Origin of the sequence: Chryseobacterium sediminis, assembly GCF_008386505.1 — a bacterium.
In the GTDB taxonomy this organism is placed as follows: domain Bacteria; phylum Bacteroidota; class Bacteroidia; order Flavobacteriales; family Weeksellaceae; genus Chryseobacterium; species Chryseobacterium sediminis.
Window position 1 is genome coordinate 422936 of sequence record NZ_VUNZ01000003.1, and the last position, 14626, is coordinate 437561.

The 14626-nt window shown below is 35.4% G+C and carries 14 protein-coding genes; 6 read left to right on the forward strand and 8 right to left on the reverse strand.

Features of this window, described 5'->3' with window-relative positions; all coding sequences use genetic code 11:
* Positions 1 to 48: 48 nt before the first annotated feature.
* Both purD and guaA read left to right on the forward strand, forming a co-directional pair.
* Positions 49 to 1287: a phosphoribosylamine--glycine ligase gene (gene purD / locus FW780_RS17210; protein ID WP_149834898.1), complete on the forward strand. Its 1239-nt coding sequence runs from the start codon at positions 49 to 51 to the stop codon at positions 1285 to 1287.
* A gap of 172 nt (positions 1288 to 1459) precedes the next feature.
* Positions 1460 to 2989: a glutamine-hydrolyzing GMP synthase gene (guaA, locus tag FW780_RS17215; RefSeq protein WP_149834899.1), complete on the forward strand. Its 1530-nt coding sequence runs from the start codon at positions 1460 to 1462 to the stop codon at positions 2987 to 2989.
* 271 nt (positions 2990 to 3260) lie between these two features.
* On the opposite strand, the gene FW780_RS17220 is transcribed toward guaA, so the two are convergent.
* Positions 3261 to 3728 (reverse strand): hypothetical protein, encoded by a 468-nt coding sequence (locus tag FW780_RS17220; protein WP_149834900.1) that lies wholly within the window; start codon positions 3726 to 3728, stop codon positions 3261 to 3263.
* A gap of 78 nt (positions 3729 to 3806) precedes the next feature.
* Between FW780_RS17220 and FW780_RS17225 the strand changes: the two genes are divergently transcribed.
* On the forward strand, positions 3807 to 5315 hold the full coding sequence (locus tag FW780_RS17225) for a carbon-nitrogen hydrolase family protein (protein ID WP_149834901.1): 1509 nt from the start codon (positions 3807 to 3809) through the stop codon (positions 5313 to 5315).
* 62 nt (positions 5316 to 5377) lie between these two features.
* Here FW780_RS17225 and FW780_RS22485 read toward each other — a convergent pair whose 3' ends face one another.
* Complete coding sequence (locus FW780_RS22485) at positions 5378 to 5542, reverse strand: hypothetical protein (RefSeq protein ID WP_167510741.1); 165 nt, start codon at positions 5540 to 5542, stop codon at positions 5378 to 5380.
* 210 nt (positions 5543 to 5752) lie between these two features.
* Between FW780_RS22485 and FW780_RS17230 the strand changes: the two genes are divergently transcribed.
* The 3 genes from FW780_RS17230 (at position 5753) to FW780_RS17240 (ending at position 9515) form a co-directional block, all read left to right on the forward strand.
* A complete protein-coding gene (locus FW780_RS17230; RefSeq protein WP_149834902.1) occupies positions 5753 to 7399 on the forward strand; it encodes an ABC1 kinase family protein in 1647 nt (548 codons plus the stop codon).
* 84 nt (positions 7400 to 7483) lie between these two features.
* Positions 7484 to 7993, forward strand: coding sequence for a hypothetical protein (locus tag FW780_RS17235; protein WP_241676930.1), 510 nt, complete (start codon positions 7484 to 7486; stop codon positions 7991 to 7993).
* Between the two features lie 169 nt (positions 7994 to 8162).
* A complete protein-coding gene (locus FW780_RS17240) occupies positions 8163 to 9515 on the forward strand; it encodes a DEAD/DEAH box helicase (protein ID WP_149834903.1) in 1353 nt (450 codons plus the stop codon).
* Between the two features lie 40 nt (positions 9516 to 9555).
* Here FW780_RS17240 and FW780_RS17245 read toward each other — a convergent pair whose 3' ends face one another.
* The 6 genes from FW780_RS17245 to FW780_RS17270 all read right to left on the reverse strand — a co-directional run bounded on the left by FW780_RS17245 (position 9556) and on the right by FW780_RS17270 (position 14611).
* On the reverse strand, positions 9556 to 10521 hold the full coding sequence (locus tag FW780_RS17245) for a tetratricopeptide repeat protein (RefSeq protein WP_149834904.1): 966 nt from the start codon (positions 10519 to 10521) through the stop codon (positions 9556 to 9558).
* A gap of 10 nt (positions 10522 to 10531) precedes the next feature.
* Positions 10532 to 11188, reverse strand: coding sequence for a GDSL-type esterase/lipase family protein (locus tag FW780_RS17250; protein ID WP_149834905.1), 657 nt, complete (start codon positions 11186 to 11188; stop codon positions 10532 to 10534).
* A 66-nt stretch (positions 11189 to 11254) separates the two neighbouring features.
* On the reverse strand, positions 11255 to 11725 hold the full coding sequence (locus tag FW780_RS17255; protein ID WP_149834906.1) for a lipocalin-like domain-containing protein: 471 nt from the start codon (positions 11723 to 11725) through the stop codon (positions 11255 to 11257).
* A gap of 299 nt (positions 11726 to 12024) precedes the next feature.
* Positions 12025 to 13188, reverse strand: a complete 1164-nt coding sequence (locus tag FW780_RS17260; RefSeq protein WP_149834907.1) for an iron-containing alcohol dehydrogenase — start codon at positions 13186 to 13188, stop codon at positions 12025 to 12027.
* A gap of 384 nt (positions 13189 to 13572) precedes the next feature.
* The gene (locus FW780_RS17265) at positions 13573 to 14172 is read right to left on the reverse strand and encodes a hypothetical protein (protein WP_241676931.1); all 600 of its coding nucleotides are present in this window, start codon (positions 14170 to 14172) and stop codon (positions 13573 to 13575) included.
* A gap of 34 nt (positions 14173 to 14206) precedes the next feature.
* On the reverse strand, positions 14207 to 14611 hold the full coding sequence (locus FW780_RS17270; protein ID WP_149834908.1) for a hypothetical protein: 405 nt from the start codon (positions 14609 to 14611) through the stop codon (positions 14207 to 14209).
* Positions 14612 to 14626: the final 15 nt, after the last annotated feature.

Genomic DNA, 14626 nt, shown 5'->3' on the forward strand with positions numbered 1-14626 from the left:
GCATTCAAAATTATATATTTGTAAAATAAGACTAGATAATAAAAAAGTATGAGAATATTAATCATAGGTGAAGGCGGTAGAGAATCTGCTTTAGCGGCAAAGCTTCAGAATGACTCAAGAATTTCTAAAATGTTTTTTGCTAACGGGAATGCTACTACCGATGTAATAGGGAAAAATGTTCATTTATCAGAAATCAAAGAACTTAGAGATTTCGCTATTAAAGAAAAGATTGATCTTACGATTGTAGGTCCGGAAGCTCCTCTTGTAGCGGGTATCAAGGACGAATTTAAAAAGCACGATCTTAAAGTTTTCGGTCCTACTCAAAAGGTAGCAAGCCTGGAGGGAAGTAAAGCTTTCTCTAAGAAATTTATGCAGACCTATGATATCAAAACAGCTAAGGCGGTAGTATTTGATTCATACAATGATGCTAAAGAATATATTCAGACTCAGCAGTATCCTTTAGTGATCAAGGCAAGTGGTTTAGCAGGCGGTAAAGGGGTGGTTATTTGTGACAACCTTGAAGAAGCTGAAGCTACCATCCACGACTTCATGATCAGAAGAATCTATGGAGATGCGGGTATTCGTTTAGTTATTGAAGAATATTTACAAGGTTTTGAAGCGTCCATCATTGCTTTCTCTAATGGTGACAAGCTTTTCCCATGTATCGCTGCAAAAGACTATAAAAAAGCAGGAAACGGAGATACAGGACCGAATACAGGAGGAATGGGTTCTGTGGCACCAAGCCCGGAATTCACTCAGGAGCATTATGCTGACTTCGAGAAAAATATTTTAGAACCTACTGTTAAAGGACTTAAAGCTGAAGGTTTCGGATTTAAAGGAATCATTTTCTTCGGATTAATGGTTACGAAAAACGGAGCTTACCTTCTTGAATACAACATGAGATTCGGAGATCCTGAAACTCAGGTATTGTTGGCTCTTATGGAAAATAATCTTTTGGATGTAATCCAGGATTGTATGGATGGAAAAGACATTGAGCTTAAATTTAAAGACGAAAAAGCTGTTTGTCTGGTAATGTGTTCAGGTGGTTATCCAAGAAACATCGAAACTGGTTTTGAAATCGTAGGAGAAGACAAATTAAAGCACAGCAAACTATTATATGCAGGCGCTGTTAAGAAAGGTGACAAAGTAGTTTCCAATGGCGGTAGAGTACTGAACATTGTGGCTACAGGAGCTACTTACGAAGATGCCCGCAAAAAAGTGTACGAAGATGCAGGTCATGTACATTTCGATTACGGCTTCTACAGAGAAGACATCGGAAAGTTTTAATAAAAATCACGAAAAAAGATTTGGAGCTATTCCAAGTCTTTTTTTGTAAAACAGTTAAATAAGCAATAAGCTTTAAGCTACAGGCAGTATGCTTATTGCAATGTAAAAAGCTTATAGCCTGAAGCCTATTGCTTAAAGCTTATAATTAATCATCATTTATCAATTATCAACAATGAACAACGGTATTATTATTTTAGATTTCGGATCCCAGTACAACCAGCTTATCGGAAGAAGAATCCGTGAGATGGGTGTATACTCTGAAATCTTACCTTACAATACACCATTACAAGATATTTTAGCAAAACAGCCAAAAGGAATTATCCTTTCCGGTGGACCAAGCTCTGTGAATGCAGAAAATGCTCACCTGGTTGAAAAAGAATTATACGAACAGGGAGTTCCTGTGTTGGGAATCTGCTACGGAATGCAGATGACGGCTCACCTTTTAGGAGGAAAAGTAAATAAAGGAGAAAAAGGAGAATACGGTAAAGCAAACTTAGAGATCGTTAAAGAAAGTTCTTTACTAAAAGGAGTTACTCAGAACTCTGTAGTTTGGATGAGTCACTTTGACGAAGTAGGAGAATTGCCTGCTGGGTTTGAATTGAATGCAAAATCAGGAGTAATTGCTTCTATCTCTAACGAAGAAAGTAAAATCTACTGTGTTCAGTTTCACCCGGAAGTTTCTCATACAGAAGAAGGAGGGAAAATGATTGAAAATTTTGTTTTCGGAATCTGTAACTCAGAGAAAAACTGGAAACTGACTAACTATATCGAAAAAACAGTTGAGGAAATCCGTGAGAAAGTAGGAGACAACAAAGTGATCCTTGGACTTTCAGGTGGTGTTGACTCTTCTGTAGCCGCTGTTTTGATCCATAAGGCAATTGGTGATCAGTTGACTTGTATCTTCGTAGATACTGGATTATTGAGAAAGGATGAAGGTAAGAAAGTAATGGATCAGTATGGAGAGCATTTCCATATGAACATTAAAATGGTGGATGCTCAGGATAGATTCCTTTCAAAACTAGCTGGTGTTGATGATCCTGAAGCAAAAAGAAAAATCATCGGAAACGAATTTATCCATGTATTTGACGAAGAATCTCATAAAATTGAAGGGGCTAAATTCCTTGCTCAAGGTACTATTTACCCTGACGTTATTGAAAGCCAGTCTGTAAACGGACCATCTGCAGTAATTAAGTCTCACCATAACGTAGGAGGACTTCCTGAAGATATGGAATTTGAATTGTTAGAGCCGTTAAGAGAACTTTTCAAAGACGAAGTAAGAAGAGTAGGAGAAGAATTAGGAATTCCTCACCACCTGGTTTACAGACACCCTTTCCCAGGACCTGGATTAGGAATCAGAGTATTGGGTGCTGTAGATGCTGAGAAAGTAAGAATCCTTCAGGAAGCTGATGATATCTTCATTGAAGAATTATACAAGAATGACCTTTACGAAAAAGTATCTCAGGCATTCGTAGTGCTTCTTCCGGTAAAATCTGTAGGAGTAATGGGTGACGAAAGAACTTATGAATACACTGCTGTAGTTCGTTCTGCCAATACCATCGACTTTATGACAGCAACGTGGAGCAGACTTCCTTATGAGTTCTTAGATACTGTTTCCAGCAGAATCATCAACGAAGTAAGAGGAATCAACAGAGTAGCTTACGATATTTCAAGCAAACCACCTGCAACCATTGAGTGGGAATAATCCTTGACTTGAATTTGAAATATAAATCCTGCCCTTTTTGGGTGGGATTTTTTGTTACCAATCCTGTCTTAGAATGATTCCTATACTTAAAAAGTATATTAATATTAAGAAGATTAGTCCATTCATAAGATACAAGATTATTTTTTTGTTATGCTGATGAATGATATAAAAATTAATAATTAAAATAAGCAGAATAACCGGAGTAAATTCAAGGAAAAAATCTGATTGGAAATACATTGATAATATCAAATAAATCAATGATATCATTAAATTAATTATTGAAATTCTTTTCATGGATTACTACATCTTTCCAATTTCCTTTACAGCTGTCTTTCCAGGCTTGAAGAAACTTATCATTATTAAAAATGCGTTCAGGGATTAATGTGAAAATATATTTTCTGGAATTTTTTTCCTTGTCTACTGCATAAAAGAAAGGTGAATTTTTTTGCTTAATAATTCTGTCACCAATATTTATACTATCGACATATTCACCTAGATTCACCAATGTGTCAAATTTATTTTTCCTTAATATTTTGACAAAGGAAAAAACATTTTTCTTTAGATCAACTTTTTTAATAATTGTTCCGTCAAAGGATGCTTTAATGTCAGCAATGGTGAATTTATCGCCACCACTACCATCATCAGGTTTTGTAATCTGATAAATAAAAACAATGAGAAATACAGCAGAAAATATTAAGAATAAATTTATTTTTTTCTGATCAGAAAGGTTTTCAAACATAGATTATCTGTGATAAATATTTTTACTACTGTGAATTATTGAAATTAATTTTCCTAAATTTAAGTAAAATTACATCAAATGCAAATAGAAACAAGAAACCTGACTCTTCAGGATTATGATGAACTGGCGGAAACGATGAAAAGGGCCTACCCGCAAATGTCGGAATCCATTTGGTCCAAAAAAAGTATTGATAAGCTTACAAAAATGTTCCCTAACGGGCAGATTTGTATTACAGTAGATGGAAAACTGGCTGCTGTAGCACTTTCGATCATTGTCAATTATGATGAATTCGGAGATGATCATACTTATAGTGATATTACCGGAAATTACACGTTCAATACCCATACTTCTACTGGAAATGTTCTGTACGGAATTGAAGTTTTTGTAGATCCTGAATTTCGTGAACTACGTTTGGGAAGAAGATTGTATGATGCCCGAAAAGAACTTTGCGAATTATTAAACTTAAAATCTATTATCCTTGGCGGAAGAATCCCGAATTATCATAAATACAGCCACGAGCTTTCCGCAAGAAATTATATCCGAAAAGTAAGAGATAAAGAGATCTATGATCCTGTACTGTCTTTCCAGCTTTCCAATAACTTTCTTCCGATAAAAATCCTGAAGAAATATCTGCCCGAAGATGAAGCTTCCAGAGAAAATGCAGTTCTTTTACAATGGAATAACATCTATTACAGCAGAAAACCGAATACGATGCAGGACAGCATTATCCGTCTCGGATTGGTTCAATGGCAGATGAGGACCTTCAAAGACATTGAAGCCTTTTATGAGCAGGTAGAATTCTTTGTGAATGTGATGGGAGATTACAAATCAGATTTTGTGCTGTTCCCGGAACTGTTCAACACACCTTTGCTGGCTCCTTTCAATAGCCTTTCCGAAAGAGACAGTATGATAGAGCTGGCTAAGCTTACCGAACAGATCAAGAATAAAATTTCAGAGCTGGCAATCAGCTACAACGTGAATATCATTTCAGGAAGTATGCCTGTTTTTGATAATGACAATAATGATTTATATAACGTAAGTTATCTTCTTCACCGTGATGGGCGTATGGATGAATACAGAAAGATTCACATCACCCCGAATGAAAAGAGATACTATGGAATGAAAGGAGGAAATGAAATCAAAGTTTTTGATACCGACTGCGGGAAAATAGGTCTTGTCATCTGCTATGACGTAGAATTCCCGGAATTACCAAGGATTTTAGCAGATCAGGGAATGAAAATCCTGTTTGTCCCTTATTTGACAGATACCCAGAATGCCTACATGAGAGTACGTCATTGCGCTGCGGCCAGAGCTATAGAAAATGAATGTTATGTAGCAATTGCCGGCTGTGTAGGTAACCTTCCGAAGGTAAATAATATGGATATCCAGTTTGGGCAGGCTGCCGTTTTTACCCCTTCAGACTTTGCTTTTCCATCCAATGCGGTAAAAGGAGAAGCCACCCCTAATACGGAAATGACTCTGATTGTTGATGTAGACCTGAACTTATTGAAAGATCTTCATCATAACGGCTCTGTTCAGGTGATGAAAGACCGCAGGAAAGATTTGTATGAAACCTATCTTAAATAACAAAACAGAATGCATTAGCATTCTGTTTTTATTTTACCTAAAATTTTCTTTGAGTGAACTGATTACATGTACTGAGGACATACTACAGCAGGGCAGATCAGTTTTGGACATCTTGGTCTTCCGTCTGTAGGACAGCATTGGTTTGAGCAGTTTCCGATAATGATTCCGCTTCCTGCAATCCCTTTTAATTGCTCTCTTGAAAGTTTGTTGTTACGTAAATTTTTCATGTTGTAATACTTTTGGTTTGTTTTATTTGTACGCTGTAAATATATCAATTTTTATGATATATGATGTATTTTGTAATTATTGATGTATTTAATTCTTTAAAACATTGATTATGTGTTTCTGTTTTTAACTTTATGCGCTGGTGTAGTTGTAATAATTCTTTTCATAAAGGAACAATTTTTGGAGTAAATTGCACTTACTATTGAAACACTATGTTTGACAAGCAGCAAAGAAAACTGAAAAGATCCGCAAGATTGATTTCCGTATTGAGTAAATATGGATTCAAAGATATGCTGGCAAGGATGAATGGAGGAAATAAGCAGGAAGAAACTACCAGTTCAGATGAAATTATATCAAAAGGAACCGTTTATGAAAGAATAAGACTGGCTCTTGAAGAGCTAGGCCCTACTTTTGTAAAATTGGGTCAGACATTCAGTAACAGAGAAGATCTATTACCCCCGGAATTGATTCAGGAGCTGCAGAAACTTCAGGACAAAGTGGAAACAGTAGATATGGACGTAGAGGAAGCGCTGGAAAGTGAATTCAATATTTCCGTGAAAGACTATTTCCGTGAAATTCAGAAACAGCCTCTGGCTACAGCTTCCATTGCTCAGGTGTATAAAGCAGTTTTGCTTGATGGCAGTCCGGTGATTTTAAAATTGAGAAAACCTGATGTACAGTCAGTTATTGAGGATGATTTACTTCTGATCAAAGACATTGAAAAGCTGATCTCTGCCTATTCCGAAATAGGAGAAAAACTCAATCTGAAACAAGCCATTTCTACCTTTGAAAGATCATTGCTTGAAGAGGTTTCTTTGACTAATGAAAGAAATAATATACTGCAGTTCCGTCTGAACTTTAAGAATAATAAAGAAACATATGTTCCTAAAGTCTATGAAGAATTTTCCAACAACAATATTCTTTGTATGGAATTCATCGACGGGATAAAGGTTACGGACAAATCAGTGCTTCTGGCAAATGGTATTGACCCTGTAAAAGTTTCCGAAGCAGGATTAAGACTGTTTGTATCACAAATCCTAGACTATGGTTTCTTCCATGCTGATCCTCACGCCGGTAATATTTTAGTTAAAAAAGACGGTAAAATAGTCTTCATAGACTTTGGGGCGGTAGGAAAAATTCAGCCTAATGATAAAGAAATTCTTGAAAACCTTATCGTAAGTTTTGTAGCCAAAAACTCCCATAAAATAGTCCGGTCACTCAAAAAAATGGCCATAAGCTATGAAATCCCGGATGAAAGACGGTTTGAAAATGACGTAGAAGATATTTTGAATTTTGTTCACAGCTCATCACTGCAGGATATTAATGTGCAGGTAATCATCAACAAGATGAAGGATATTTTAAAGGACAACAGACTCTATATGCCGGATTATTTCTATCTTTTATTCAAAGGGATCAGCTTAATAGAAGGCGTGGGAAGAAGTATTAATCCTGATCTGGATATTGTTAAAAGTCTCCATCCTTACACGAAAAAGATTTTCACCAAAAAAATAAATCCTAAAAATCTTTTAAAAACAGGGATGGACAGAATGATGAATTTTACAGATAATGTAGATGAAATCCCGAAAGAACTTCGTTCTGTTCTTCAAAAACTAGATGAAAACAAATTTACGGTTTCCAGTGAAATCAAAAATATAGACAAAACCAACCAGCTGATCAAATCCAGTGTGGTCAATCTGATTCTGGCCATGATCTTAGGGGCAAATATCATTGCAACAGCCATCGTTTTTAGTTCAGAATCCGGTCCGAGAATAGGAGAGTTGTCTTTAGTGGCAGTCTTGGGTTTTGTTTTTTCAATTATTTTAGTGTTAATACTTTTACTGAGAGTGACAAGAAAGTAAAACGATAAATCTCCATTATATCCCGAATTATGTATCCCGTATCCCGAAAACGCGCAACCCGCATCTAAAAACCCAAAAACCAAAATGAAAACACTTATTGTAACAGCAATCACCGTATTCAGCTCATGTTGTATGGCTCAGGAAGCCAATGGAGAAAATATCCATGGAGATTTTGACGGAAACGGAACCAAAGAATATGCCTATACAAAAGTCAGTGACTGTGGTGACGAATGTGAAGGAAAGTGCGAAACAACGATTTATTTCAGTGATAAAAAAATAAAACCTATAACAATTTCACCAGCCAATCAGGGAAGTCTGTATAATCTTGGAGACCTTAATGGTGACGGAAAAGAGGAGATAGGGTTTTATCCGAATTGGTGTACCAGCTGCTGGCATCCGTTCTATGTATATACTTTAAGTAAAACAGGCTGGAAACCATTACTACCATCTATTTCAACGCATTGTAATCAGTGGGAAGAAGATAAGTTTCCCATCAAAAAAGATCCGAAAAAGAAAGGCTATGTTATTGTTACCTCGAGCAAATGGGAAGATGATGACATTAAAATCAAGGTCAATAGCGTAAAAGTAAATTAAGGAGTTGATTTGTTGCTGGTTGTTAGTTAATTAGTTGTTTTCGGATCACTAAAGTTTTTTGTTTTTTATCTTGAAGAAAATTGACAATTCACTTGCGAAGCAAAATTCACTATTGACCAATTCCTTGCCTCTAATTTTTAACTTGTAATTAAATACCTATCTTTGCAAAATGGAAAAACTCACTTTTGCAGATTTTGACCTGCCGGTTAAAATTCTTGATGTTTTAGCGGATTTGGAATTATTTGAACCTACACCTATTCAGGAGAAGAGCTTAAAACCTATTCTTTCAGGTAGAGATGTAATGGGAATTGCACAGACCGGAACCGGAAAAACATTAGCTTACCTTTTACCCGTTCTGAAAACATGGAAATACAGCAAAACCGGAAATCCAACTGTTTTGGTGCTTGTTCCTACTAGAGAATTGGTGGTACAGGTAACTGAAATCCTTGAGAAACTGACAGAAAATATTACTGCAAGAGTAATCGGAATATACGGAGGGAAAAATATCAATACTCAAAAACTATTGTTCAATGATGGTTGTGATATTTTGGTAGGAACACCGGGAAGAGTGATGGACCTTTCCATAGACAATGCTATTTCGCTTAAAGAAGTTCAGAAATTAGTCATTGATGAATTTGATGAGATGCTTAACTTAGGTTTCAGACCACAGCTTACTCATATTTTTGAAATGATGAAGCCGAAGAGACAAAACATTCTTTTCTCTGCAACAATGACGGAAGCAGTAGATGAAATGCTGGATGTATACTTTGCAAACCCGATTGAAATTTCATTGGCAAAATCCGGAACACCACTTGAGAAAATTGAACAGACAGCTTATAAAGTAGAAAACTTCAATACTAAGATCAACTTACTTGAACATTTGCTGAAGAATGAGACAGATATGTCTAAGGTCTTGATTTTTAATAATAATAAAAGACATGCCGATCTGCTCTTCACTAAAATTGATGAGCTTTTCCCTGGACAGTTTGATGTGATTCACTCCAACAAATCTCAGAACTACAGACTTAAGGCGATGAAAAGCTTTGAGAACGAAGAAGTAAGAGGTTTGATTACTACAGACGTAATGGCAAGAGGTCTTGATATTTCCAATGTTACGCATGTTATCAACTTTGAAACACCGGATATTCCTGAGCAGTACATCCACAGAATCGGTAGAACAGGTAGAGCAGATAAAGAAGGAAAGGCGGTTACTTTTGTAACTAAAAAAGAAGAACCTTTGATTCTTGATATTGAGCTATTGATGGATAAAGAATTGAAATTTAATGAATTCCCTGAAGAAGTTAAAATCAATCCTAAAAAGATCGCTGATGAAGAAGATCAGATTGTTATGAAAAACCCTGCACAGGTAAAACTGAATGAAGGAGGAGGAGCATTCCACGAGAAGAAAGCTAAAAATACAAAAGAAAACTGGGGTGGACCTTCCAAAAGAAAAGCACCTAAGAAGTTTGGAGCGAACAGAGCCCAGCAGAAAGCCATATCAAAATCGAAAAGAAAGAAATAAAATAAAAAACGATTCCCTTATCAGGAATCGTTTTTTATTTTTAATCGAATTGAATGTTGTTATTTTTTAAAATTTCTTTAAACTTATCTGTTTTACCTTCCTCTTTCATAATCTTGTAAATATATCCAATCATTTTTTCAGCATCTGATCGGTAAGGCGATTTTTGTTCAGAATAAATCCTGTAGGCTTTACAAATGTTGTCAAGACCTTTCTCGTTATTTTTCAGATGAGTAAAGTAGACCTGTCCCATTCCATAATACACTTCCGGATCACCGGGATATACTTTATCAAAATCGTTATAGGCATCAATAGCTTTCTGGTATTCCTTCTTATAAACATACGTTATTGCTATATTCTGTAAAGGCATTTTACCTGTTGGATCAGCAGCCAATGACTGTTTATAAGCATTAAGAGCTTTATCATATTCCCCGATTCTTCTATAAGAAATTCCCAGATTATCCCATGCGTAAATGAATTTCGGATCAATATTTACCGCTTGTTCATAATTTTGAATAGCTTCTTTCCAGTTTTCTGCTTTTCCTGCATCGACACCTTTTTCATAGAAATCAACTGCCGCATCATTCTTTGAGAACTTGTCATAACTGGTTTCGGTAGCTTGGGTAGCTCTTTGCACGCTCTTGCAGTTTTGCATCAGATAGCGTTCAAGTTCATTATAGCTGTCTTTGTACTGCGCTGAATTTTTATTGGTATTAAAAGTCAGGTTAATCTGCTTTTTTCCATTTACTTTAGGTGCATTTTCCGATTGTTTTTCTGCTCCTTTCAAAAGAGTAGATATTTGAAGCGCTCCGGTGTATTTGTCAATACATTCATGAACATCTTTTATAATATCTTCTTTCTTCCTGTTTGACAGAGAAATAGAATCAGCGCACTTACAGGCATTATCTGAAAGCTCCTGAAGAATTGTTTTTTCATTAGGTTTCTCCTGAGAAAATGAAAGAGAATAAAATAAAACGAAAAATAAAATGGTTATTGGTTTTTTTATCATGAGTTATAGTTTATTTCAGGTAAGGAGTGATCACTTTAGTCCAGATTTTATATCCCTCCGGTTTAAAATGAAGCATATCTTCTACAAAAATATCTTTTCTTACATTTCCATTAGCATCTTCCATTGCTTTAGTCACATCAATGAATTCAGCATTGGGTTCTTTCTTCATAAATGCAGCAATCTTTTTGTTGGCAATTCTCATTTGCGGCCAGATCACTTCTCTGCTTGGTGAGTATTTGATAGAGATATAATCAACTTCAATATTAGGAAATCTTTCACGTATTTTCTTGTAAAAAGTTTTGTATCTGTCAACCACTACTTTTGCTTTTAGCTGATGGTTGTCTGCAAAATCATTTTCACCACAGTAAATAATGATCTGTTTAGGCTGATAGGGAGCTAAAAGATCACTCGCAAAATCATTAAGATCCGTAAGTCTGGATCCTCCGAATCCTCTGTTGATGATTTTCTTATCAGGAAAATAATCTGCTATATCAGTCCATTTGGTGAATGATGAGCTTCCCAGAAACAGAATAGCATCCTTTGGCGGCGGGTTTTGCTGATCCTGTTTTTTGAATTCCTGGATGTCCTGCCAGAACATTGGCTTTTTCTCCTGTGAAAAGGCAATAGCAAAGTACAGCAATAGAAATGCTGATAGAATCTTCTTCATTATATTCAGTTTTAAATTAGATATAAAAGTAATAAAAAACTCCCGATTTAGCGGGAGTTCTATAATTTATCTTTTGTAAGTAACGTAAGGGATATCAGGAATTTTATCTCCATCCATATCAAAAAGTCCGGATTTCTGAGCAAGTCTAAAATCTTTACCGGTCAACATATCAACTCTGTAGGTGATAGGTGATTCTTCCTCACCCTCACCAAACTTAATTCCTATAACTTTTGAATCTGCATCATAAGTATATCTTCCTTCTGTTTTTGGAGATGGAGTACAGTCAGCACCTGTTCCTGTATAGGCTGTATAGCTTACATAATAGTCTGTTCTTAAGAAAAGAGTATTTTTGGTTGCACATCCAGTTAGTGTCTCGGTATAAAGCACTGTTTTATTATCTTTTCCGGAAATTACTTCCCTTTTAACTTCCTTCCAATCTCCCTTCATGATCTCCATATCGTAAGCTTCAAGATTGTCATCTTTACAAGAAGTAAGTGCCAGGGCAGAAAAGGCAAATAAAAGTAGCTGTTTTTTCATTTTCACAAATTTAAGAATATGCTAAAATATAAATAAATTTGAAATATCTGTAATGAAATAATGATTTTTTAAACGAATGTTTGTAAATTGAATAATTTTGAGGGGGAAATCAGTATTTTCAAGCGTATAAAGCTGTTAAAAGAATAAGAAATTAATTAAAAGAGCCTAAACAGAACATACTAATATTATCTAAAATCAAAAGAAGCGGGCTAAAACCCGCTTCAATATAAATTAATTGCTACTCTTGCAGTCAAAATTTAAAAGGTCCGGCATAATTTTAAACCTTAAACCTTGAACTTCTAGTAGCTCATCTCTACAATTTTATAAGCATCTTGCGGAGTTAATTTTTTATACTCTCCAAGACCTAGCCAGTTTCTGTCTGTAAAGGCTTTTTCAACCTTTTCAGCTGTTCCTTTAAAGTCTTCCGTATATTCAGAAAGTTTGGTTTTGATATGAAGGCTGTGGAAGAATTCCTCCATTTTTTTGATTCCCAATTCTGCTTTTTCTTCTACACTTCCGTCCTTTATTCCCCATACTCTTTCTGCATATTGTGCCAGTTTTCCTTTTTTATCATCAAAATTATAACGATAGTGGGATGGGGCAATAATTGCCAGTGTTCTTGCATGATCAATACCGAAATAAGCAGTCAGCTCGTGACCCATAGCATGTACTGCCCAGTCTGTAATTACTCCTTTCTGGATCAGTCCGTTCAGAGCCATTGTACAGCACCACATAAAGTTTCCGGCAGCATCATAGTTGAAATCATCAGCCAATACTTTAGGAGCGGTTTCCTGAAGACTGATCAGAATGCTTTCTGCAATTCTTTCCTGAAGGTCAGCAGAAGAAGGAGCAGTCATGTATTGTTCCAGCACGTGAGTGTAGGCATCTGTAATTCCGTTCACAATTTGGTTTTTAGGAATTGATCTGATTACTTCCGGATCTAAAACTGAAAACTGTGGGAAAAGTCCAGGTCCTCCTGAAGACAATTTTTCATTAGTTTCTCTTCTTGAAATCACATATCCTGAATTCATTTCTGAACCGGTTGCAGGCAGTGTTAAAATACTTCCGAACGGCATTCCTTCCCCTTTAAAAGTTCTTACTGACTTTCTCAGAATATCCCATGGCTCACCAGCATAATTAGCTGCAGCAGAGATAAATTTCGTTCCGTCAATCACAGATCCGCCGCCAACAGCAAGAAGGTAAGTGATATTTTTTTCTTTAATAAAGCTTAAAGCATTGATTAAGACTTCATATTCAGGATTGGCAGGAACTCCGCCAAATTCATATACTTCATGATCTTTCAAAGCCTCTTTTACCTGATCGTAAACACCATTGTTTTTGATGCTTCCGCCTCCGTAAATCATTAATATTCTTGCGTCTTTAGGGATTTCTTTGGAAATTTTAGCGATTTCACCTTTCCCGAAAAGTATTTTTGTTGGATTCTTAAACTCGAAATTAAGCATTATTCTAAATTTTGTAGATCAAATGTAGTGAAAGCGGAAGGAAATTTAAGTTAAAGAAGTTTTAAAATTACTATGAATCAATTTTAATAAAACAATTAAAATTTTGCTAATGATCAAATATACTGATTGTCGTTTAATACATATCATTCTTAATAACCTTAACTCTAATAAAGCATCTAGTTTGTCTTTCCGCAGGAATCTCTACGGTAAAAAGTTAAATTCCTAAGGAATGACAATGAGTGTTTGATAAAATAATAAAATAGAACGGCATATTGTCATTCAGAGCGAAACGAAGTGTAGCGTGGAATTTATACTTGTATTAATAAAAATCATTTTTGAGATTCCTAAGGATGACAAACTTTGTGTAAAATTCTAAAGTATACTTTATAAACCGGATTCATTTTTATAATATACACCGTTGCTTTTGCTTTCTAATTTTCCGGTTTTTCTATTAATTTTTACCACGAATGATTCTTTCGTGTTCGGATTTCCTTTTACTTTGGAAAGGTACATAGAAATATGTTTATCTTCGATTTTATAGGAGCTGCTCAGTTTGTTGGTAGTGTCAACAGTATAGCCATATGTGTTCGCAATTAAAATGGCTTCCGGAAGATTGTCTACCGTTCCGATAAAATCTCTTAACTGTTGTTCATTGGAAAAATAAACAGATCTTTCATTTTTGCACGCAAGGATGTATGAAAAGCAGTTGTTGCCGAAGCATTTCTGGAAAAATCCCTTTTCGGGAACAGGCTCATTGATGGTCATAAAATCGGGAGCCTGGCTTTCATAGATTACTGATTTTTCATAATCAGTGTCATTGCTGAGTACGCGCCAGTAAGCATAACCTTTATCAGGAACAATGAAAGGGTAGAGGTAATCTACTGTATCAAGAATATCAGGAATTTTTTTATAATCATCAGAAACCTTGATCTGGCCAAAAAGCAGATGGGAAAAGATCAGGGGAAAAGCGATGATGATTTTCATAGAGAACGTTTTTTCAGTGCAAATGTAAAGAGAATTATTCCAATACAATTTTATAATACCCTTTTTCATCAGTTACCTCAATATCGATACCTGTAAAAGTCAGTTTATTGATTTGATAACCATCACAAGCTCCTTTAAATTCTGATGACTGAATTGATAAATCAAGGTTTTTAATATTAGAATAAAATTTATAATTTTTTGTTCCATTGTAAGCACCTACATTTTCTACAATAACTTTGTTGTCAGATGTTTTGGTTAATTGTACACTAACATTGTTTTCATCCAGAATTGAATAGGTAGTTAATGTCCCATTGGCAATAAGATTTTCATTATTGGAATTTACGAACTCAAAAACAATAGGCAGTGGTGCATTATAACAATCTTTTTCACAGGAGATAAGCAGAAATGTTATGAGTAAGAATGTAAATATTTTTTTCATAGATTATGGATAGTG